This window comes from Bacillus sp. AFS023182, assembly GCF_002560575.1.
In the GTDB taxonomy this organism is placed as follows: domain Bacteria; phylum Bacillota; class Bacilli; order Bacillales; family Bacillaceae_G; genus Bacillus_A; species Bacillus_A arachidis.
In genome coordinates this window covers 62,136-80,553 of record NZ_NTRO01000007.1, presented here as the reverse complement: position 1 = coordinate 80,553, position 18,418 = coordinate 62,136, and the positions used below count along the sequence as shown (strand labels likewise).

17 protein-coding genes are annotated in these 18,418 nt (G+C 36.3%); 5 read left to right on the top strand and 12 right to left on the bottom strand.

Going from position 1 to position 18,418, the window contains the following annotated elements:
• Positions 1–146 precede the first annotated feature (146 nt).
• A complete protein-coding gene (locus CN288_RS05215) occupies positions 147–770 on the bottom strand; it encodes a TetR/AcrR family transcriptional regulator (protein WP_026592695.1) in 624 nt (207 codons plus the stop codon).
• 124 nt (positions 771–894) lie between these two features.
• Between CN288_RS05215 and CN288_RS05210 the strand changes: the two genes are divergently transcribed.
• Complete coding sequence (locus tag CN288_RS05210; RefSeq protein WP_098301868.1) at positions 895–3,123, top strand: MMPL family transporter; 2,229 nt, start codon at positions 895–897, stop codon at positions 3,121–3,123.
• A 108-nt stretch (positions 3,124–3,231) separates the two neighbouring features.
• On the opposite strand, the gene CN288_RS05205 is transcribed toward CN288_RS05210, so the two are convergent.
• The 4 genes from CN288_RS05205 to CN288_RS05190 form a co-directional block, all read right to left on the bottom strand.
• Entirely contained in the window at positions 3,232–3,396 is a 165-nt protein-coding gene (locus tag CN288_RS05205) for a DUF4021 domain-containing protein (RefSeq protein WP_081811062.1), read from the bottom strand.
• A 930-nt stretch (positions 3,397–4,326) separates the two neighbouring features.
• Positions 4,327–4,575 (bottom strand): DUF2164 domain-containing protein, encoded by a 249-nt coding sequence (locus CN288_RS05200; RefSeq protein ID WP_026592693.1) that lies wholly within the window; start codon positions 4,573–4,575, stop codon positions 4,327–4,329.
• Positions 4,576–4,590: 15 nt separating this feature from the next.
• A complete protein-coding gene (locus tag CN288_RS05195; protein WP_098301867.1) occupies positions 4,591–5,049 on the bottom strand; it encodes a peptidoglycan recognition protein family protein in 459 nt (152 codons plus the stop codon).
• Positions 5,050–5,064: 15 nt separating this feature from the next.
• The gene (locus CN288_RS05190; protein WP_098301866.1) at positions 5,065–5,868 is read right to left on the bottom strand and encodes a protein phosphatase 2C domain-containing protein; all 804 of its coding nucleotides are present in this window, start codon (positions 5,866–5,868) and stop codon (positions 5,065–5,067) included.
• 119 nt (positions 5,869–5,987) lie between these two features.
• On the opposite strand from CN288_RS05190, the gene CN288_RS05185 reads away from it, so the two are divergent.
• On the top strand, positions 5,988–6,827 hold the full coding sequence (locus CN288_RS05185) for a YitT family protein (RefSeq protein ID WP_139265429.1): 840 nt from the start codon (positions 5,988–5,990) through the stop codon (positions 6,825–6,827).
• Between the two features lie 29 nt (positions 6,828–6,856).
• Here CN288_RS05185 and CN288_RS05180 read toward each other — a convergent pair whose 3' ends face one another.
• Positions 6,857–7,225: a VOC family protein gene (locus CN288_RS05180; RefSeq protein WP_026592689.1), complete on the bottom strand. Its 369-nt coding sequence runs from the start codon at positions 7,223–7,225 to the stop codon at positions 6,857–6,859.
• A 277-nt stretch (positions 7,226–7,502) separates the two neighbouring features.
• Between CN288_RS05180 and CN288_RS05175 the strand changes: the two genes are divergently transcribed.
• Positions 7,503–9,032: a BA3702 family sensor histidine kinase gene (locus CN288_RS05175; RefSeq protein ID WP_098301865.1), complete on the top strand. Its 1,530-nt coding sequence runs from the start codon at positions 7,503–7,505 to the stop codon at positions 9,030–9,032.
• Positions 9,033–9,133: 101 nt separating this feature from the next.
• Here CN288_RS05175 and CN288_RS05170 read toward each other — a convergent pair whose 3' ends face one another.
• The 6 genes from CN288_RS05170 to hutP all read right to left on the bottom strand — a co-directional run bounded on the left by CN288_RS05170 (position 9,134) and on the right by hutP (position 16,415).
• Positions 9,134–10,261, bottom strand: coding sequence for an alkene reductase (locus CN288_RS05170; RefSeq protein ID WP_098301864.1), 1,128 nt, complete (start codon positions 10,259–10,261; stop codon positions 9,134–9,136).
• A gap of 179 nt (positions 10,262–10,440) precedes the next feature.
• A complete protein-coding gene (gene hutG, locus CN288_RS05165) occupies positions 10,441–11,409 on the bottom strand; it encodes a formimidoylglutamase (protein WP_026592686.1) in 969 nt (322 codons plus the stop codon).
• Positions 11,388–12,659, bottom strand: coding sequence for an imidazolonepropionase (gene hutI, locus CN288_RS05160; RefSeq protein ID WP_026592685.1), 1,272 nt, complete (start codon positions 12,657–12,659; stop codon positions 11,388–11,390). Before hutI ends, hutG begins: the two co-directional genes overlap by 22 nt.
• A 12-nt stretch (positions 12,660–12,671) precedes the next feature.
• On the bottom strand, positions 12,672–14,330 hold the full coding sequence (gene hutU / locus CN288_RS05155; RefSeq protein ID WP_098301863.1) for a urocanate hydratase: 1,659 nt from the start codon (positions 14,328–14,330) through the stop codon (positions 12,672–12,674).
• A 23-nt stretch (positions 14,331–14,353) separates the two neighbouring features.
• Positions 14,354–15,871, bottom strand: coding sequence for a histidine ammonia-lyase (gene hutH, locus CN288_RS05150; protein ID WP_090686911.1), 1,518 nt, complete (start codon positions 15,869–15,871; stop codon positions 14,354–14,356).
• A 103-nt stretch (positions 15,872–15,974) separates the two neighbouring features.
• On the bottom strand, positions 15,975–16,415 hold the full coding sequence (gene hutP / locus CN288_RS05145; RefSeq protein WP_098301862.1) for a hut operon transcriptional regulator HutP: 441 nt from the start codon (positions 16,413–16,415) through the stop codon (positions 15,975–15,977).
• Positions 16,416–16,611: 196 nt separating this feature from the next.
• On the opposite strand from hutP, the gene CN288_RS05140 reads away from it, so the two are divergent.
• Together CN288_RS05140 and CN288_RS05135 are read left to right on the top strand one after the other, a co-directional pair.
• The gene (locus CN288_RS05140) at positions 16,612–17,562 is read left to right on the top strand and encodes a class I SAM-dependent methyltransferase (RefSeq protein WP_098301861.1); all 951 of its coding nucleotides are present in this window, start codon (positions 16,612–16,614) and stop codon (positions 17,560–17,562) included.
• A 126-nt stretch (positions 17,563–17,688) separates the two neighbouring features.
• Positions 17,689–18,249 (top strand): class I SAM-dependent methyltransferase, encoded by a 561-nt coding sequence (locus CN288_RS05135; RefSeq protein ID WP_098301860.1) that lies wholly within the window; start codon positions 17,689–17,691, stop codon positions 18,247–18,249.
• Positions 18,250–18,418 lie beyond the last annotated feature (169 nt).

The following is an 18,418-nucleotide window of genomic DNA, read 5'->3' as shown; positions in this document are numbered from 1 at the left end:
CTCCATTTCTCATATATTTAAACAAAAGTTAGTATGAACCTAATCCGAATTGATTAAACCTAATGGAGGAATTAATTAAAAGTTTATCGAAATGAATTGTGATCAATTAAAAAGAGAGTATTGTAGAAAAAATAATTAAGAAGCAATCATAATGACTTACTTAGTCCGTTCCAATAAAAATCAACAATTTGTTGTGCTAAATCTTCTATATCAGGGATAAGGGGATTTTGATCAACATCTTTGTAGTCTCCAACGTATAGCAAAGCGACAAAGGCGTGAGCACTTAAAAGCGTGTGCCTTTTAGGGATTTCCCCTTCTTGTATCGCTTTATCTATAGTTTGTGCCAATACTTCATACATTTTATCTTCTGCATCTTGCATTTGTTTTAAGTGCTTATCAGACAAGGAAATCTTTGCATCCCTCATAAAGCTTTTTATATCAATGTCCATTGTAGCGGTTAAATGAATTTTTGCAACATCAAGTAAGCGCTCTTTAAGAGGCTTATTTGATGAAAGAATCCTATACATGTTTTCTCTAATTCGAACCATCATTTGAACCATTGTATCAGTAAAAAGATCAGCCTTAGTAGCATAATAATAGTAAACAGTTGCCTTTGTTACATCACATTCTTTAGCAACATCATCCATAGAAACAATTTGATATCCTTTATTTAAAAATAATTTTGTAGCAATGTTTACAATTTTATCTTTTGTAGATATAGTATTTTTATTTTGACGTGGTCTTCCCAAGGGACGCTGTTTGTGTTCCAATTCTATTCGCTCCTGACTTTTCAGAGTTAAAAACATTATAGCATATTCATATAATAGTTCTTGATTAATTAACTGACTAGTATATATAATTACTGCAAAAGTTTAGTTAGAAAGGTGGATATTTATGAAAAAGCATCCTCTATATACTTGGGGACAATTGGTTGGGGGACCAAAAGCAAGGTGGATTACTCTTTTAGTATGGGTCTTATTAACCCTGGTTTTATCATTTACATGGCCAGCAGTTAATAAAGTTGAAGATGAGACGGCTCCAAACCTTCCTGAAAACACTATGTCACAACAAGCTAATCGTTTAATTAAACAGGAGTTTCCTAATGATGCTGGAAACCCCGCGCTTATCGTTTGGCATAGAGACAAGGGTTTAGAAGCGAATGACTTTAAGACAATTCAAGATACTTACAAACAGCTAAAGAAAACACCATTAAAAGGTCAATCAATGTTACCGCCATTTGATACAATACCACAGCAAACATTAGCAAAGAGTGTTTCAGAAGATGGTACGTCTCTAGTAACTCCTGTATTTTTTAACACAACAGCAGGGACAGATATTCTTCAAGAGAATATGAATGAATTGCAGCGTATTATAAAGGATACTTTGGCAGATGATCCTTTTAAAAGAAAAATTTCTGATTCTGGTCTGCATGTTCGTCTATCAGGACCAGTTGGTATTCAGACTGATGCAGTAAGCTTATTCAGTCAGGCTGATGTAAAATTACTTATTGCAACAGTACTACTTGTTTTAGTTTTACTTATTCTTCTGTATCGCTCACCACTTTTAGCAATCTTACCTTTAATTGTAGTTGGGTTTGCTTACGGGGTAATTAGTCCAACTTTAGGATTTTTAGCAGATAAAGGATTGATTATTGCTGATGCACAAGGAATTTCAATTATGACTGTACTTTTGTTTGGAGCTGGTACCGATTATTGTTTATTTCTTATTTCAAGATATAGAGAGTTTTTATTAGTAGAACAAAATAAATTTAAAGCTCTGCAACTTGCTATCAAAGAATCGGGTGGGGCAATTATCATGAGTGCTCTTACAGTAGTAGTTGGATTAGGTACTCTTTTACTTGCTCATATTGGTTCTTTCCATAGATTTGCAGTACCATTTAGTGTTGCTGTATTCCTAATGGGGGTTGCCTCATTGACGCTTTTACCCGCATTACTAGCTATTTTGGGGAGAGTAGCATTTTTCCCATTCATTCCAAAAACAATAGAAATAAATGAAGAATATGCTAAGAAAAAAAAGAAAACAATTAAGTTAAAGGAGTTGAATGGGTTCTTAAGTAAAAAACTTGGAGATCTTGTTATTCGTAAACCATGGACAATTATCCTGTTAACACTATTCTTATTAGGTGGGTTGGCTTCATTTGTTCCACGTGTCCAATTTACGTATGATTTATTAGAATCATTTCCAAAAAATATGCCTTCACGTGAAGGATTTGATTTAATCTCTAATCATTTTTCACCTGGTGAGTTAGCACCTGTACAAATTGTTGTTGATACAAAAGGAAAAGATGTATCTGTCAAAGAAGAATTAACAAAAATTTCTTTTGTAGATCAAGTAACAGAACCAGTAAAAGGAAAACTGAATAATCAATTACAATTGTTTGAAGTTTCAATAAAAGATAATCCGTATTCTATTGAGGGGATGAATAAAATCCCTGAGTTAAGAAAAAGTTTAGAACAGGTAATGAAAAGTGCTGAAATAAGTGATGCTAATAATCACATATGGATTGGAGGAGAAACGGCTACATTATACGATACGAAACAGACAACTGAACGTGATCAAAATGTGATTATTCCTGTTATGATTGGTATTATCGCATTATTATTACTTGTATATTTACGTTCTGTTGTGGCGATGATCTACTTAATTGTAACAGTGATATTATCATTCTTCTCTGCATTAGGGGCAGGATGGTTACTACTTCACTATGGTATGGATGCGCCTGCAATACAAGGGGCGATTCCTCTATATGCATTTGTGTTCTTGGTAGCATTAGGAGAGGACTATAACATATTTATGGTTTCTGAAATATGGAAAAACAAAAGTAGCCAGCCACACCTTGAAGCAGTCAAAAACGGGGTGGTTCAAACAGGTAGTGTTATTACGTCTGCTGGTTTAATCTTAGCAGGAACGTTTGCTGTTTTAGCTTCACTACCAATCCAAGTACTTGTTCAATTTGGTATTGTTACAGCAATTGGAGTACTATTAGATACATTTATTGTAAGACCACTTCTTGTCCCTGCCATTACAGTGGTTCTAGGACGATTAGCATTTTGGCCAGGTAAACTTTGGAGAGAAAAAGAAAGAACAAAAGTAGGTGCTTGATAATATTATAAAATTAAAAAACCAAGGAAAATTAATTTCCCTTGGTTTTTTATTAGAAATAAAATATATATATAAAATAAAAGTAGTATCTAAATACTAATTATTTTTTTAAATCTCCGTTTTTTGGTGTTCTTTGTTTTCTATATCAGTTTCAGGCATTCCGTACAAACCATTCATGGCTTGTTCAACTGGTTGAAGTCCAGTTTTTGTAGTTTCAGATCTTAAGCTTTTTGAGTTTTTACTCTTTTCTTTTTTAGAATGTTGAAAATTCATTTTTATACCTCCAAACACTAAATTTTTTTGAAAATAAAAAGCGTATGAGAGAGTTTGACAGATAAACAAATGGATTATCTGCCGATTGAATGAACAATTATTTAAGCTATTAATGTAATAGCATCATATACATAGTATGTCATCTTTGCTAAAAAATATGTAAGAGGATATAGCAAGATTTTAATTTAAATGTAAATTTAGGTAATTTCTATTACATAGGGGTACAGCCCATGCCCATCAACTTAAGAGATTTTAATACCCCATTGTCATCAAGCTAGTATTTTAAATTGCCCCTAAAACAAAAAAAATTATTATTTATAGTTATTTATGAGAATTCAGCCCGTTTTTTTCGTTTTGGGGTAGTTTATTCTTGTTAGGTTGATGGGCATGTGGTAGATCCGGAACTTATACGCTTTATGGACGAGCACCACTTTCCACCTCACTTTCTATTTTAGTTTTTCTACATGCTTTTTTTACGATATGTATGAGAACGATATCGGAATATATTCAAAAATACTTCTCTCGTATCATTTCTTCTTTTTTGTCGAAATTCCTCTACCACCCTTCAAAAATGTATACATATGGAAAGACTTTTATGATGGAACAATTCCTTATATGTAAAAATGCTTCTTCCTGCATCATCTCCCTTCTATAGGAACGAACGGATCCCGATACCTCATACTGACTCTTCCGCAAGAAGGAATGTTAGGCCTTTACCTAACCACCATTCATCTCCCACCTACTCATTAGACCATGTCCTACCCATTCCTTGAGGTGGGAGTTTTCTGTTGGGGAATGATAAATGAAAAAATATTTACCTTTCAATATTTCTTCTCTTGTACATTCCATACAAATTGTGAAGCATACTATCGGTACCGTAACAGAAAAAGTAGATGAACATAAATAAAAAAAGCCTTTTATAAGCTCTTTTTATTTACCATTCTGTTTTTCTAATACATATAAATCCTCTTCTATGTTCGACAATTTATCTGTAACTAATTTTCTCGCATCTCCAATCGCTTGATTATATACATACGGTCCAAGTAATTTTATCATCTCTTCTATTAAACGCTCTGCTTGGAAACGTCCAATTGTATCTAAGTCCTCTTCTTCAAAAAACTGCTGAATTTGCTCTACAAGCTCCTCTTTCTTTTCATTTGGTATTTTTACATTCATCATGAATTATCTTCTCCTCTATTTTTGAGATAAGGTTTTCCTTAACTCTACCATAGAAAAGCGTATTCCTGGACAAGTTTTTGTAACACCTTCTAATTCACGATGACCAAGTATGTGTGCTTCACATATAGAGAATCGTTCCATTAAGTCTCTACATAACGAATGTAAAGAATCTATTTGTGCTATTGTTGGATCATATTTATCAAAATTACCTGTCATACAAATCCCTATCGTTTCACTATTATATCCTTTTGCATGGGCTCCAACATATAATCCCCTACCTTCAAACACAGTCCCCTCTTCTTCAATAAAATAATTATATCCAATACCGCTCCACCCTCTTACCTTTTGATGGAATTCATGTGTTTTATACACATCCCATCCATCTTCAGCTGTATGATGGATAATGATTTTTGTTACACATTGCAATGGATTAAGCTTATCTCGAAAAGAGAATTTCGGTCTTTGAATTTTCATCTATATCCCTTCCCTTTACAAATGAATCATAATAGCAGTTTTATCATCCGGACGAATTCGTTTCTCTTGTTCTAGCTCTTCAATTATTGAAACATATGCCGGTATACCATAGTTTTTGATATATTGTACTGTTTGTTCCAGTGACCAATCAGCATGAAATAGTCCATCAGAACAAATAAATATATCTTTTACTTCTCCTCGTGACAATATTCCTTGTTGAATCCATTCAATTGCTTCTGGCATTCCATTTGCTACTGCATATCCATTTGGCATATTAGCAAGATAACGATTATATTTTAATTGCTGTCTCACGTCATTAAATATATGTTCTTCCGGTACAGAACGTCCTTTGTTCCTATCTTCTTCACGCTTTCTTTTCGCTCGTGCACTAATCCCTTTTACTGTATCCTTTGTTAACACCTTTATGGTTCCATCATGAAATGTAGCAACAATCATACAGTCACCAAGTTGAGCATATTGAATAATTTCATCTTTTATACGAACTACAGCAATACATGTACACCATAAATGATGTTTCTTCGTCGTATCAATCCTATAATCTATCATTTTTTCTTGTAACGCTTCGTTTGCATTTACAATTTCCTCTTGTAAACTAGTCACTTCTTTTAGCGATGTAAAATGACTTGCAAATAAATGTGAGGCAAGATATGCTCCGTTATGCCCCGTTTCATCTTGAAATGGTACAAGCGGTGTTGCTCCATCACACACACCATAAACTAGCATATCTTCATTACAAAAAAGTGTATCCTCACACTCCTGTTTCAAAGGACTTTTCTGTTGGTATCTTTTTATTTCCATTTATTTACACTCTCCTATCCAACAATACTAACCATTCAAACTTTTTTGATTAATCTAATTTCCCTAAATAAACTGTTTTCCCAAAAGGCTTTCAATTTCATATATAATCTTGAAATAATATGATTTTTTTAGTGAAGGACGGGAAAAAGATGGTCAGATTTCTTGGAGTTATCATTGGTTCTATCATTATTGCAGTTGCCTTTAATCTTTTCCTCATCCCCCACAAAATATTAAGTAGTGGAATTGGTGGAATTGCTATTATCTTAGGAATTGTAACCCCTGTAAATACAGGAATTATTAACTTTGTATTAAACTTACCAATTCTTATTTTAGGATACATAGGCCTTGGAAAAAAAGTGATTTTTAATACCGTTGTCTCTGTTATAGTATTATCTGTAGCATTATACTGGATTCCAGTACAAATCGTCGCAAAAGACCCACTTCTTTCTTCCGTATTTGGAGGCGTAATTGCCGGTGCAGGAGTTGGTCTTGTCTTTAATTGTCATGGTTCCACCGGTGGATTCGATATTATCGGCATGCTATTATCTCGCAAAAGGGATATTAAACTCGGTGGTTTTCTCATTATTTTGAATACAGTTGTTATTGTAATTGCTGGATTTTTCTTTGACTGGGATGTAGCATTAACGAGTTTACTTTCAATCTATGTAACAGGTAAAGTAATCGATGCTGTCCATACAAAACATCGTAAAGTTACACTTATGATCGTAACAAACCAAGCTGAAGAAATGAAAAAGAGACTTCTTTCAACTGTGGTACGTGGAATTACACTTCTTGATGGTGAAGGAGCTTATTCAAGTGAAAAAAAACGTGTACTTATGACGGTTGTTTCGCGTGAAGAGCTTGCTGATATGAAACTAGCCATTTCTGAAATTGATCCGCAAGCATTCGTAAATATTACAGAGACGGTTGAAGTATTAGGTTTATTTAGAAAAGGTTAAAAAACTAGGTAGAATTCCACCTAGTTTTTTTATTTATTCTCCATAAATTCTACTCTATTTCCAAATGGATCTGAAACATAAAATCTAATTACATCTGGTCGAGCATGATCATCTATAACTTGAACCCCTTGCTCGATTAATTTTTGTTTAAATTCTTCAATTCTATGAACATAAAAAGCTGGATGTGCTTTTTTAGCAGGAGAAAAGGTTTGTTCAACTCCTATATGAATTTCTTGATTTCCACAACGAAACCAACAACCGCCACGTTTTCTTAATTCTTCAGGTTTTGGAATTTCTTCTAAACCTATTTTATGTCCATAAAATTCTCTTGCCTCTTCTTCACATCCTACAGGTGCTGCTACTTGTACATGATCGATTCCTTGAATGTAACTTACCATATATCTCCCCCCCTTTATATTTTTATTTTATAGTATACTGCTTAAAAAATAACTTATTTATATTTTATAAAACACGATAAGATTTACTAATCAGCTATATACATATTGTTTGTTTTATAATGAAGAGGGTATTTTAACAAGCACCGATTAAAAAGAGCGAAAAAACATTCAATTCTGTAACTTTATTTTTTATAGAAATATATAACATTTTTCATATATTATATTTATAATAGGTTATTGAATCTGTTTTAGATGCTAGTTGCATGGAGGAAAAGTTATGAGTCGGAAAAAGTTTTCATCTATTCAAAAAAATCGTCATTCGGCTGTGCCTCGCCGTTTACAAAGTCATATACAAAATTGTACTTTAACAGAAATGTATGCATCTCTTTTTGAGCATAATCCTGATAGTATTATTTCACTGAACTTACAAGGAATCATATTACATATTAATCCCTCTGCGGAAAAAATATTAGGATATACTTCAGAGGAATTAGGAAGAAAAACAATTACGTCTATTATAGAAGCACATATTTCTGATCAAGTACTACAACATATAAAGAATACTACAGCTGATAATCAAGAAGAATACATACTTTCTATCCGCCATAAAGATGGATATCAAATAGATGTAGTTACAAAATTAGTCCCTATTTTTATTCAAAATCACCTCTCGGGTGTATATGCAATTATGAAACCTCTCGAAAAATCTGAACGAATTGAAAAAATGTTAAAAGAGAGCGAAAAACGATTGCGCACATTAATGGATTCAATGCCAGCCTTTGTCATCTTTAAAGATCATGAAGGACGCTGGCTTGAAGCAAACGATTACGCACTTTCTTGCTTTGATTTTCACAACGTTCCTTATCATGGAAAAAAAGATAGTGAACTCGTTCAATATAACGAAGCGTACCGCGAAGCATTTTTACATTGCGAAGAAATTGATGAACTTGCATGGCAAAAAAAACAAATTATTCATGGTGAAGAATTGGTTTTTCATAAGGGTACATCCAATATGATTTTGGACCTTTCAAAAGTTCCACTCTTTCACCCTGACGGATCCCGAAAAGGACTCATTGTTATGGGCAGGGATGTTACTGAATTAAAAGAAACAGAGAAATTACTACGAAAATCTGAAAAATTAGCGGTAGTCGGACAGCTAACGGCAGGAATAGCTCATGAAATACGTAACCCATTAACAGCTTTAAAGGGATTCTTAACATTATTACGGCCTGATATTAGTGAAAAAAACAAGTGGTATATAGATGTTATGCTAAGTGAAATTTCACAAATTGAATCCATTACAAGTCAATTTATGGCGATGTCTAAACCACAAGTTTTATCTATCCATTCTTGTCAAATCCAAACAGTAATCGAAGAAGTTGTAACCTTCATTTTACCTACTGCGGTTATGCATAATGTACATATTATTATGGATCATTCTTCTGCTCTGCCCGAAATCCAATGTGATGCTAATCAGTTAAAACAAGTCTTTATTAATATTTTAAAAAACGCCATTGAAGCTATGCCAGATGGTGGAAATATCTTTATTAAAACGAAATCATTAAAAGATAATTTCATTTTAATACGTATTTTAGATGAGGGCTGTGGTATTCCGCAGGATCGTATTTCTCGTTTAGGTGAGCCTTTCTATAGTCTAAAAGAAAAAGGCACCGGACTGGGTTTAATGATGTGTTATAAAATTATCGATGAGCATCACGGTAAACTTCAAATCTCAAGTAAATTGAATAAAGGAACAACTGTAGATATTCGATTACCCATCTCCCCGGTGCCGAATAATAACAAGTAGCGTTTCATTCATTTTCTCTTCTCCCTATCATGTTATTCTCTTATATTTATTGCTTACATAATAAAAGAAGAACACCTTATGTGCTCTTCTTTTATTATTATTCAGATTAATGTAGCAAGATGCTGCTTTGCATCGTATTCCCCTAAGCTTTCCCCTCGTTTAACACGATGAACAAAATCCGGATTAGAAATCAATGGTCTACCAAATGCTGCTACATCAATTGTACCTTCTTGTAGTGCTTCTTCTGCCTCTTTTGGATTTAAATTCCCAACTCCTACAATTATACCCTCCCAATATTTACGAACTAATTGATGTAAGTTTTTTCCGTCAGCTATAACTTGCGTATAATTCATTGTAGAAGGATGAATCATCGTTAATCCTACTTCACAGAACATCTCTATGAAAGTTTTTATTGCTGCTTCAGGATCTTTCCACATATAACCAGGGTTATCACCTTTAAATGCCGAAAAACGAATAAGCGTTTTATCTGTACCAATCGCACTTATAACAGCTTGTAATACTTCTTTCATAAACGTTAACCTTTGTTTTAAGTCTCCGCCGTATTGATCATTTCGATGATTCGCAAACTCATAAGCAAATTGATCAATTAAATATCCATGTGCCCCATGAATTTCTACCCCATCGAAGCCTGCTTCTATCGCATTCCTAGCAGCTTGTGCATACTGTTCGATAGTCTCTTGAATTTCCTCTATCGTCATCGCTTCTGGCGTATCAAAAGGCTTCCGAAAACGCGGGACATTTCCTTGTGCCGCAATAGCTGAAGGTGCTTGTGGTAAGAATCCACCTGTTAGTTCATGATGGCTCATACGTCCTACATGCCATATTTGCGCAATAATTGTTCCACCTTCTTTATGTACTGCATCTGTTACTGACTTCCAAGATTCAATTTGCTCCCCGGTATAAATACCTGGGACACCTGGATTCCCCTTCGCTCTTGGACTAATTACTATTCCTTCTGTAATAATGAGACCAACACCATCTGCCGCACGCTTTCGATAATACTCGGCTACATCAGCTCCGACTACTCCTGTTTCATCATTTGCGAAACAACGCGTCATCGGAGCCATTGCCACACGATTACGAAGAGACCAAGCTCCAATTTGAATCGGATCAAATAACTTTGTTTCTTCCACGTTTTGAAATGATCCCCAATTGTTTATATTCGTGCCTTCATAGATACTGGCTACTTTATTATTTGAATTTGGCATCTTTCTTCCCCCTTAATTAAAAATTCCACTTACATTTCATTGAAACGATGGAAATTATCTATAACCGCATCATAATTTCTCACAAACTAGTACGTCAATTTATACGCTCTTATCACACAATATTCGTATATTGGGCCATACAAAAAAGCCTCTTCAAATAAGAAGAGACCTCTTTTTTCTTATATACTAACCTGCTTACTAATTGTTTCTCTTGCTAACAGAAAACTCATAATAACCTGAGCAGCCACACGACTTGTCATATCACGAAAATCGAGCGTTGGATCGATTTCTACAATATCCATACCTTGGACAAGTGGTTCTTGCCCAAGTGCCGTAATCGCATCAAGTAACGTCGTACTATCCATCCCACCTGGGCCGATTGCCGGACATCCTGGTGCAAATGCCTGATCTAGTACATCCATATCCACAGAGACATATATAGCTGTAACCCCTTGTCTACGTAAGGTTTCAATGCTTTCTGAAATGATATCCTTGATTGCTCTCTCACGGACATGTTTCATTGTATACACCGTCACACCATGCTCTTTTGCATACTCATGGTACGTACGAGCATTTGAGAAATTACGAATACCAATTTGAACAAGCTGCTTCCCTGTAATCACATCATTTTCCAACAAGCTACGGAATGGTGTCCCATTAGACGGACCACCATCTTCTAAATTACGCAAATCATGATGCGCATCAAATTGAATAATACCAATTTTCCCTTTACTACTTGCAAAACCACTTATACTAGGAAAGCTAATAGAATGATCTCCTCCAAGAACGATTGGTACCATTTGTGGATTCACTTTCGTCAAATGACTCAGCGTCTTAGCAATACGAGCGTGACTTTCTTTTATGTCTGTAACATGCATGGTAATATCACCACAATCATACAAGACGCTTTCCTTCATATCATGCTCTTCTGTAATCGCATATGTGCTATATGCATCTAGCATTGCACGAATGGTTTTCGGTGCAAAACATGCACCTGAATGACTAATAGAAGGTTTAGAGAGCGGCGCACCAATTAAAGCCGCTCCAAAGATTTCTTCTCCATCCCACACTTTAATCATATCGCTCCATTTCGTTACTTCACGATCTATAAACTTTGCATTCTTCTTTAAATAGTGGCCTTGCTCCACGCTTTGTCACCTCTTGTATATGCAAGATTACCATTCTTCCATACTGTATTTACATGACTCACACCATAATGATACGGTACATACGCATAATTATATGCATCCCATAAAACTAGGTCTGCCTTACGTCCGACACGAATTTTCCCAGCAACATCTCCGCGATTAATCGCATATGCTGAGTTAACTGTTACAGCATTCCAAACTTCTTCTGGTGTCATTTTCAGTTTTAACATTGCAATGCTCATAATAAGCTGGATGTTTTCAGTCGGGCAGCTACCCGGGTTGAAATCTGTCGCTAAAGCAACCGCTACACCTTCGTCAATCATTTTACGTCCTCGTGCAAAACTTTCTTTATTTAAGTAGAAAGTTGTTCCTGGAAGTAACGTTGCAACTGTATTTGAATTAGCAAGCATTTCAATACCTTTATCCGATGCTCCAACTAAATGGTCTGCTGATGCCGCACCAATTTCAGCTGCCGCTTCCGCACCGCCAAGTGGATCAATTTCATCTGCATGAATCTTCACATCAAAGCCAAGTTCTTTCGCCTTTAATAAGAACTCTTTCGATTCTTCCACAGAGAATACCCCTGTTTCACAGAAAATATCAACGAACTCCGCTAATTGCTTCTCTTTCATCTCTGGTAATAAATCTAGCATCCACTGTAAAAACTCTTTTGATCTTCCTTTGTATTCTTTCGGAACAGCATGTGCTCCTAGAAATGTTGATACTAAATCAATTGGATGCTCTTTTTGCAACTGTGCCGCAGCCTCCAATTGCTTCCACTCTGTTTCAGCATCTAATCCATACCCGCTCTTTGCCTCCACTGTTGTAACGCCGAACGATAACATACGATCTAAATGGAATTTCGCCTTCTTCACAAGTTCTTCTTTCGATGCTTGCTTCGTTGCATTCACAGTCGAAAGAATTCCGCCGCCCTTTTCTAAAATTTCTAAGTACGGTACTCCCTGTAACTTAAGAGCAATTTCATTTTCACGAGATCCGCCGAATACAAGGTGTGTATGAGGATCAACAAGCCCTGGAGAAACCATTTTCCCTTCGCAATCGATGATTTCTTTTACCTGTAAACCTTTTGCCTCTTCCGCTGTTCCAACGAAAGTAATCACACCATCTTCAATACCAACTGCACCATTTTCGATAACAGGAAGCGTGTTCATCGCTTCCCGTCTTAACAAGCCATCTTCTTGATCCATTGTTAGCAATTGGCCAATATTTGTTAGTAAAATGTCCAGCATGTTTCTTCCTCCTTATTTCATCATTGGAATGTTAACGCCTTTTTCTTTCGCTGTTTCAACAGCTAAGTCATATCCTGCGTCAACGTGACGAACAACACCCATACCTGGATCAGAAGTTAATACGCGCTCAATGCGTTTTGCTGCTGCTTCTGTTCCATCTGCAACAATAACCATTCCAGCGTGAAGTGAATATCCCATACCAACGCCACCACCATGGTGTACAGATACCCAGCTTGCACCGTTAACACTGTTAATTAATGCATTTAAAATTGGCCAGTCTGCCACTGCATCACTGCCGTCTTTCATCGCTTCTGTTTCACGATTTGGTGAAGCTACAGATCCGCAATCTAAATGATCACGGCCGATCACGATTGGTGCGGATAATTCACCATTTGCAACCATTTCATTGATGATACGTCCAAATTTTGCACGTTCCCCGTATCCAAGCCAACAAATACGTGATGGAAGTCCTTGGAACTCAACTTGCTGACGTGCCATACGGATCCAGTTACATAAATGCTCGTTATCCGCAAACTCACGTAAAATAACTTCATCTGTTTTATAAATATCTTCTGGGTCACCAGAAAGTGCTACCCAGCGGAATGGTCCTTTTCCTTCACAGAATAATGGACGAATAAACGCTGGGACGAACCCTGGGAAATCAAATGCATTTTTTAACCCTTCATCGAAAGCAACTTGGCGAATGTTATTACCATAATCAAATGTAATTGCACCTTTTTTCTGCATTTCAAGCATTGCTTCTACATGTTTTTTCATGCTTTCTTTTGATAATTGTACGTAGCGTTCTGGATCTTCTTCACGAAGTTTTGCCGCTTCTTCTAATGAATAACCCACTGGAACATATCCATTTAATGGATCATGTGCAGACGTTTGATCTGTCACTAGGTCTGGTGTAATATCACGTTTCACAAGTTCTGGTAAAATTTCTGCAGCATTTCCTAATAGTCCAATTGAAATTGGCTCTTTCTTTTCTTTATATTCTTTCGCAACAGCCAGCGCCTCTTCTAAAGATTCTGTGTACATATCACAATACCTTTTTTCAATACGGCGATCGATGCTACGCTTATCTACATCAATCGCAATAACTACCCCACCGTTCATCGTAACAGCAAGAGGTTGCGCTCCACCCATACCGCCTAAACCAGCAGTGAGTGTTAGCGTGCCTTTTAGTGAACCGCCAAAGTGTTGGCGCGCTGCTTCTCCAAACGTTTCGTATGTTCCTTGTAAAATCCCTTGTGTACCAATATAAATCCAGCTGCCAGCTGTCATTTGTCCATACATCATAAGACCTTTTTGTTCTAGTTCACGGAAGTGCTCCCAATTTGCCCATTTCGGTACTAAGTTCGAATTTGCTAAAAGAATGCGTGGTGCATCTTCATGCGATTTAAAAATAGCAACTGGTTTACCAGATTGAACAAGTAATGTTTCATCACTTTCTAATGTTTTTAACGAATCCACAATTGCATGATAGCTATCCCAGTTACGAGCTGCACGACCGATACCACCGTAAACAACTAACTCTTCTGGTTTCTCAGCTACTTCTGGATCTAAATTATTCATCAACATACGAAGAGCTGCCTCTTGAACCCAACCCTTAGTTTGTAGTTCTGTTCCTCTTGGTGCACGAATTGTTTGTTTTACATTTTCCATTTTAACCTCTCCCTTTTCCCTTTTTATAGTGTTGCATTTACATCCAATCGTTCTAATGTAAAGCGACTTGTTTTTAACCAATGTGCAAGATTTTCAATATCTGTTGAGAAAACACGATCATTTGTAATTGACGGTACTTGCTGACGTCCTTGGTGATAAAACGCTTTCGTTACTGTACTCATCTCTTGGGTACCACGGTATTCCGCAGCTTGCATTGCGCAGATCATTTCAATTGCAAGGACACGTCTTACGTTTTGAATAATTTGATGTGCATGACGTGAAGCAATTGTTCCCATACTTACATGATCTTCTTGGTTAGCTGATGATGGAATTGAGTCCACACTCGCTGGATGAGCTAGCGTTTTATTTTCTGAAACAAGTGAAGCTGCTGCGTATTGCATAATCATTGCACCAGACTGAAGCCCTGGCTCTGGACTTAAAAATGGTGGTAAATCATTTAATTGTGGGTTCACAAGACGCTCAATACGGCGCTCAGAAATATTCGCCAGTTCCGCCATTCCAACCTTCAAAAAGTCCATTGCAAATGCAATTGGCTGACCATGGAAGTTCCCGCCAGAAATTACTTTTTCTCCACCATCAAAAATCAGTGGGTTATCTGTTGCTGCGTTCATTTCAATTTCTAATTTTTCTTTCACATAATTTAAAACTTGCCAAGAAGCACCGTGCACCTGCGGAATGCAGCGAAGTGAGTATGCATCTTGTACACGCAGTTCTCCTTGCTTTGTTATTAGTTTACTGTCATGAAGTACGTCGCGAAAACGCTTCGCAACTTCCACTTGTTCTTTATAGCCACGTGCTTTATGCACATTTTCATCAAATGCATCGATAATGCCACGCAATCCTTCAATTGTCATGGAAGCAATTAATTCTGATTGATAAGCAATCGCCTCAGCTTCTATATAAGAAAGAATTCCTTGTGCTGTCATTGCTTGCGTACCATTGATTAATGCAAGCCCTTCTTTCGCTTCTAATTCAATTGGCTCTAAACCTTCTTCTGTAAGAGCTACCATTGCATGAACGCGTTTCCCCTTATAGAACACTTCTCCTTCCCCTAATAGAACAAGAGCAAGATGAGATAGTGGCGCTAAATCACCGCTCGCTCCAAGTGATCCTTGCTGCGGGATAACCGGATGAATTTTACGGTTTACAAACTCTAGCAACATATTCACAACAAGAGGGCGAACACCCGATACCCCTTTTAACATCGTATTAGCTCGTAAAATCAACATTCCGCGTGACACTTCTTCAGGGAATGGATCGCCAACTCCACATGCATGTGATTGAATTAAGTTATGTTGAAGTGCTTTTACATCATCTTTTTGAATAAATACATCACTAAATTTTCCAAACCCAGTTGTAATACCGTAAACAACTTTTCCCCCTTCTACAATTTTTTCAACAACTTCGCGGCACTCCGCTACTTTTTGCATGCTATTTGGACAAGGTGTTACTCCTTCTCCTTCAAGCAGCAAGCGCTTCATTTCTTCTACTGTCAATGAATGTCCTGTTAATGTAATCATCCTTTTTCCTCCTTAAAAAGAGCAAAAGGGGACCTTACCTTTTCAAGACAGACTTCTGTCCTAAAAAGCAAGGCCCCCTTCTAACTAATAGACTATGGGCAAATCATATGTGATTAATTCCTAAACCAATCGCCTCATGCTCAGATCCTTTTACAGGCGCACCTATCGTTCCATAAAGTGCAACAGCAAGCCATTCGCCTTCTTTTTTTCCGTCGTATGGTGTGCCGCGCACGATTGCAAACCGAAGACCTACTGTACGAAGAACGTCTGCTAACTGAATTTGACCTCTCGTTACCCCGTACAACGCTTCCATGATTGCATGATAAAGTGCATGCGTTTCTCTGTAAACGTCTGTTTCAATAACTTGGTTGCTCTTAGCCGCTGTTTCCATTGCTGCGACAACTTTTTGCGAATTCATAGAACCGACTTTCCCAGTACAATATTTCCAACCTTTCGGAGTCGATAATACAGGGCTTTCATTCTCATCCGCAAGTGCCAACAACATAGCCATACGACCAATTCGATGTGTTCCTTGAAGAAGCATGTGACTCTCTCATTTCTCGTGAATTATTTGAATATTACTTAATTTAAGAATATATGAAAACGGTTAAATCGTCAATAGTTTAAATAATTATTTAAATGAATTTTTTCAATACTCTGTTCAATTGTGTACACAATTTATTTACAGAAAATTTCTAGCCATGCTATAGTTTCACTAACAGCTGCAAGGGGGACCCGAATTGGTTAAGAGAAAAGATATTCACTTTCGAATTGACGAAAGATTACTAGAAAGATTTGAAGCAGCACTTCATTATGAATGTCTAAATAAAACAGATATTTTAACACATGCTATTCAGCAATTTTGTGTAAAGGTGGAATCAGAAAAATTGAATGATATAAAAAGGCAATACGCTGTAAGTAACCATCTGCAAACACGGATCGATACTCATAAAAAATATGAGGAAAAACGAGTAGACTTAGATGAAATTGTAATAGGTCATCTACAATTACAAGGAACGGAAAAGATATTAGAAGTTGGATGCGCTAATGGAAAGTTCCTTGCACTGCTACAAAAAAACGGTCATAAGGGGCATCTCACTGGTTTGGATCAATCTATAACTATGCTGCGAGAAGCCGCTATAAATGGAGCGCAGCAACATGTAAATATTGAATGGGAACTTGGAGATGCTACCAAACTTCCTTTCCCAGCTGATTCTTATGATTGGATCATCGCAAGACATATGCTGTATCACATGACAGATGTTGAAAAAACAATTCAAGGATTTCATAAAGTAATTTTTCCTGAAGGCAGGTTCCTAGCCACAACAAATTCCAAAATCTCATTACCCCGTATAGATGAGATGTGTAACAAAATGTTAGTCGCATTCGATTTACCCGAAAAAGCACCATCAGCTTCTCCATTTTGTTTAGAAAACGGAAAACAATTATTACAATCTGTTTTTCAAACTGTGGAGGAAACAGTTATTCATAATGCACTTCTATTTCATCATGCTACACCTATCGTTAACTATATCTCTAGTATGTTTCCATCTTTAAACATACCTGATGACATTCATCTTCATTCAGAAATGAAAGGATGGCTGACCATGGAAATAGAAAATGAATTATCTCTTCATGGCGGAGTATGGCATGATCCAAAAACACTAGCTATTTATAGATGTACAAAATGAATTTGAATCTACTTTATAATAAGCTCTTTAAATTTATCTTAGGTTGATGTTGATATGGCGATACCCCAAGAGGAGAATTATATATTACAAATATAACAATAAACAAAAATACAAGAGGTGAAACTGTTGGCTATAAAACAAAAGGAAATTAAGGTAGTAATTGGTGCAGGGGAATATAATAATAATCCAGGCTGGCTACATACAAATGAAGAGGAATTGAATTTATTAAAAAGGGAAGATTGGACAAAAAAGTTTGATCCTAATTCTTTAGCGGTAATTTTAGCGGAGCATGTATGGGAACATTTATCATATGAAGAAGGCATAGAAGCGGCGAAAGTATGTTATGAATTTTTAAAACATGGTGGTTATATTCGATGCGCCGTTCCTGATGCATTTTTCCCAGATGAAGAATACCAAGAGGCTGTACAAGTTGGAGGACCTGGACCTAAAGACCACCTCGCAGCTAGTCATAAAATAGTTCATAATTATGAAACTTTAAGGAAAATATTTGAAACTGTTGGATTCGAAGTGGAATTACTTGAATATTGTGATGAAGAGGGGCATTTTCATTACAATGAGTGGGATGGAGCCGATGGGGTTATTTTTCGTTCAAAAAAATATGATCCACGAAATCAAGGGGATACACTTGTTTTTCCGTCGTTAATTATAGATGCAATAAAGTCTTAGTTATTAAGCTAAACAGGTGCTTTTCTTGAAGAAAAGCTTTAAAGTCGATTTCCAATAGGAGATCGGCTTTTTTAGTATCATAACTCAACAATCTTGATACCTCTTCATCATTATAAAGGTATATGCGGTTTCGTAACATATATTTATAAATCGCGTGACAGTTATATAC

Coding starts and splice junctions, on each gene's coding strand:
- hutI (WP_026592685.1), bottom strand. CDS start 12,659: ATGCTGGACATTTTACTAACAAATATTGGCCAATTGCTAACAATGGAT.
- CN288_RS05175 (WP_098301865.1), top strand. CDS start 7,503: ATGAGTCGGAAAAAGTTTTCATCTATTCAAAAAAATCGTCATTCGGCT.
- hutU (WP_098301863.1), bottom strand. CDS start 14,330: ATGGAAAATGTAAAACAAACAATTCGTGCACCAAGAGGAACAGAACTA.
- CN288_RS05190 (WP_098301866.1), bottom strand. CDS start 5,868: ATGGAAATAAAAAGATACCAACAGAAAAGTCCTTTGAAACAGGAGTGT.
- CN288_RS05170 (WP_098301864.1), bottom strand. CDS start 10,261: ATGCCAAATTCAAATAATAAAGTAGCCAGTATCTATGAAGGCACGAAT.
- CN288_RS05195 (WP_098301867.1), bottom strand. CDS start 5,049: ATGAAAATTCAAAGACCGAAATTCTCTTTTCGAGATAAGCTTAATCCA.
- CN288_RS05205 (WP_081811062.1), bottom strand. CDS start 3,396: ATGAATTTTCAACATTCTAAAAAAGAAAAGAGTAAAAACTCAAAAAGC.
- CN288_RS05210 (WP_098301868.1), top strand. CDS start 895: ATGAAAAAGCATCCTCTATATACTTGGGGACAATTGGTTGGGGGACCA.
- CN288_RS05180 (WP_026592689.1), bottom strand. CDS start 7,225: ATGGTAAGTTACATTCAAGGAATCGATCATGTACAAGTAGCAGCACCT.
- hutH (WP_090686911.1), bottom strand. CDS start 15,871: ATGATTACATTAACAGGACATTCATTGACAGTAGAAGAAATGAAGCGC.
- CN288_RS05185 (WP_139265429.1), top strand. CDS start 5,988: ATGATTTTTTTAGTGAAGGACGGGAAAAAGATGGTCAGATTTCTTGGA.
- hutP (WP_098301862.1), bottom strand. CDS start 16,415: ATGCTTCTTCAAGGAACACATCGAATTGGTCGTATGGCTATGTTGTTG.
- CN288_RS05200 (WP_026592693.1), bottom strand. CDS start 4,575: ATGATGAATGTAAAAATACCAAATGAAAAGAAAGAGGAGCTTGTAGAG.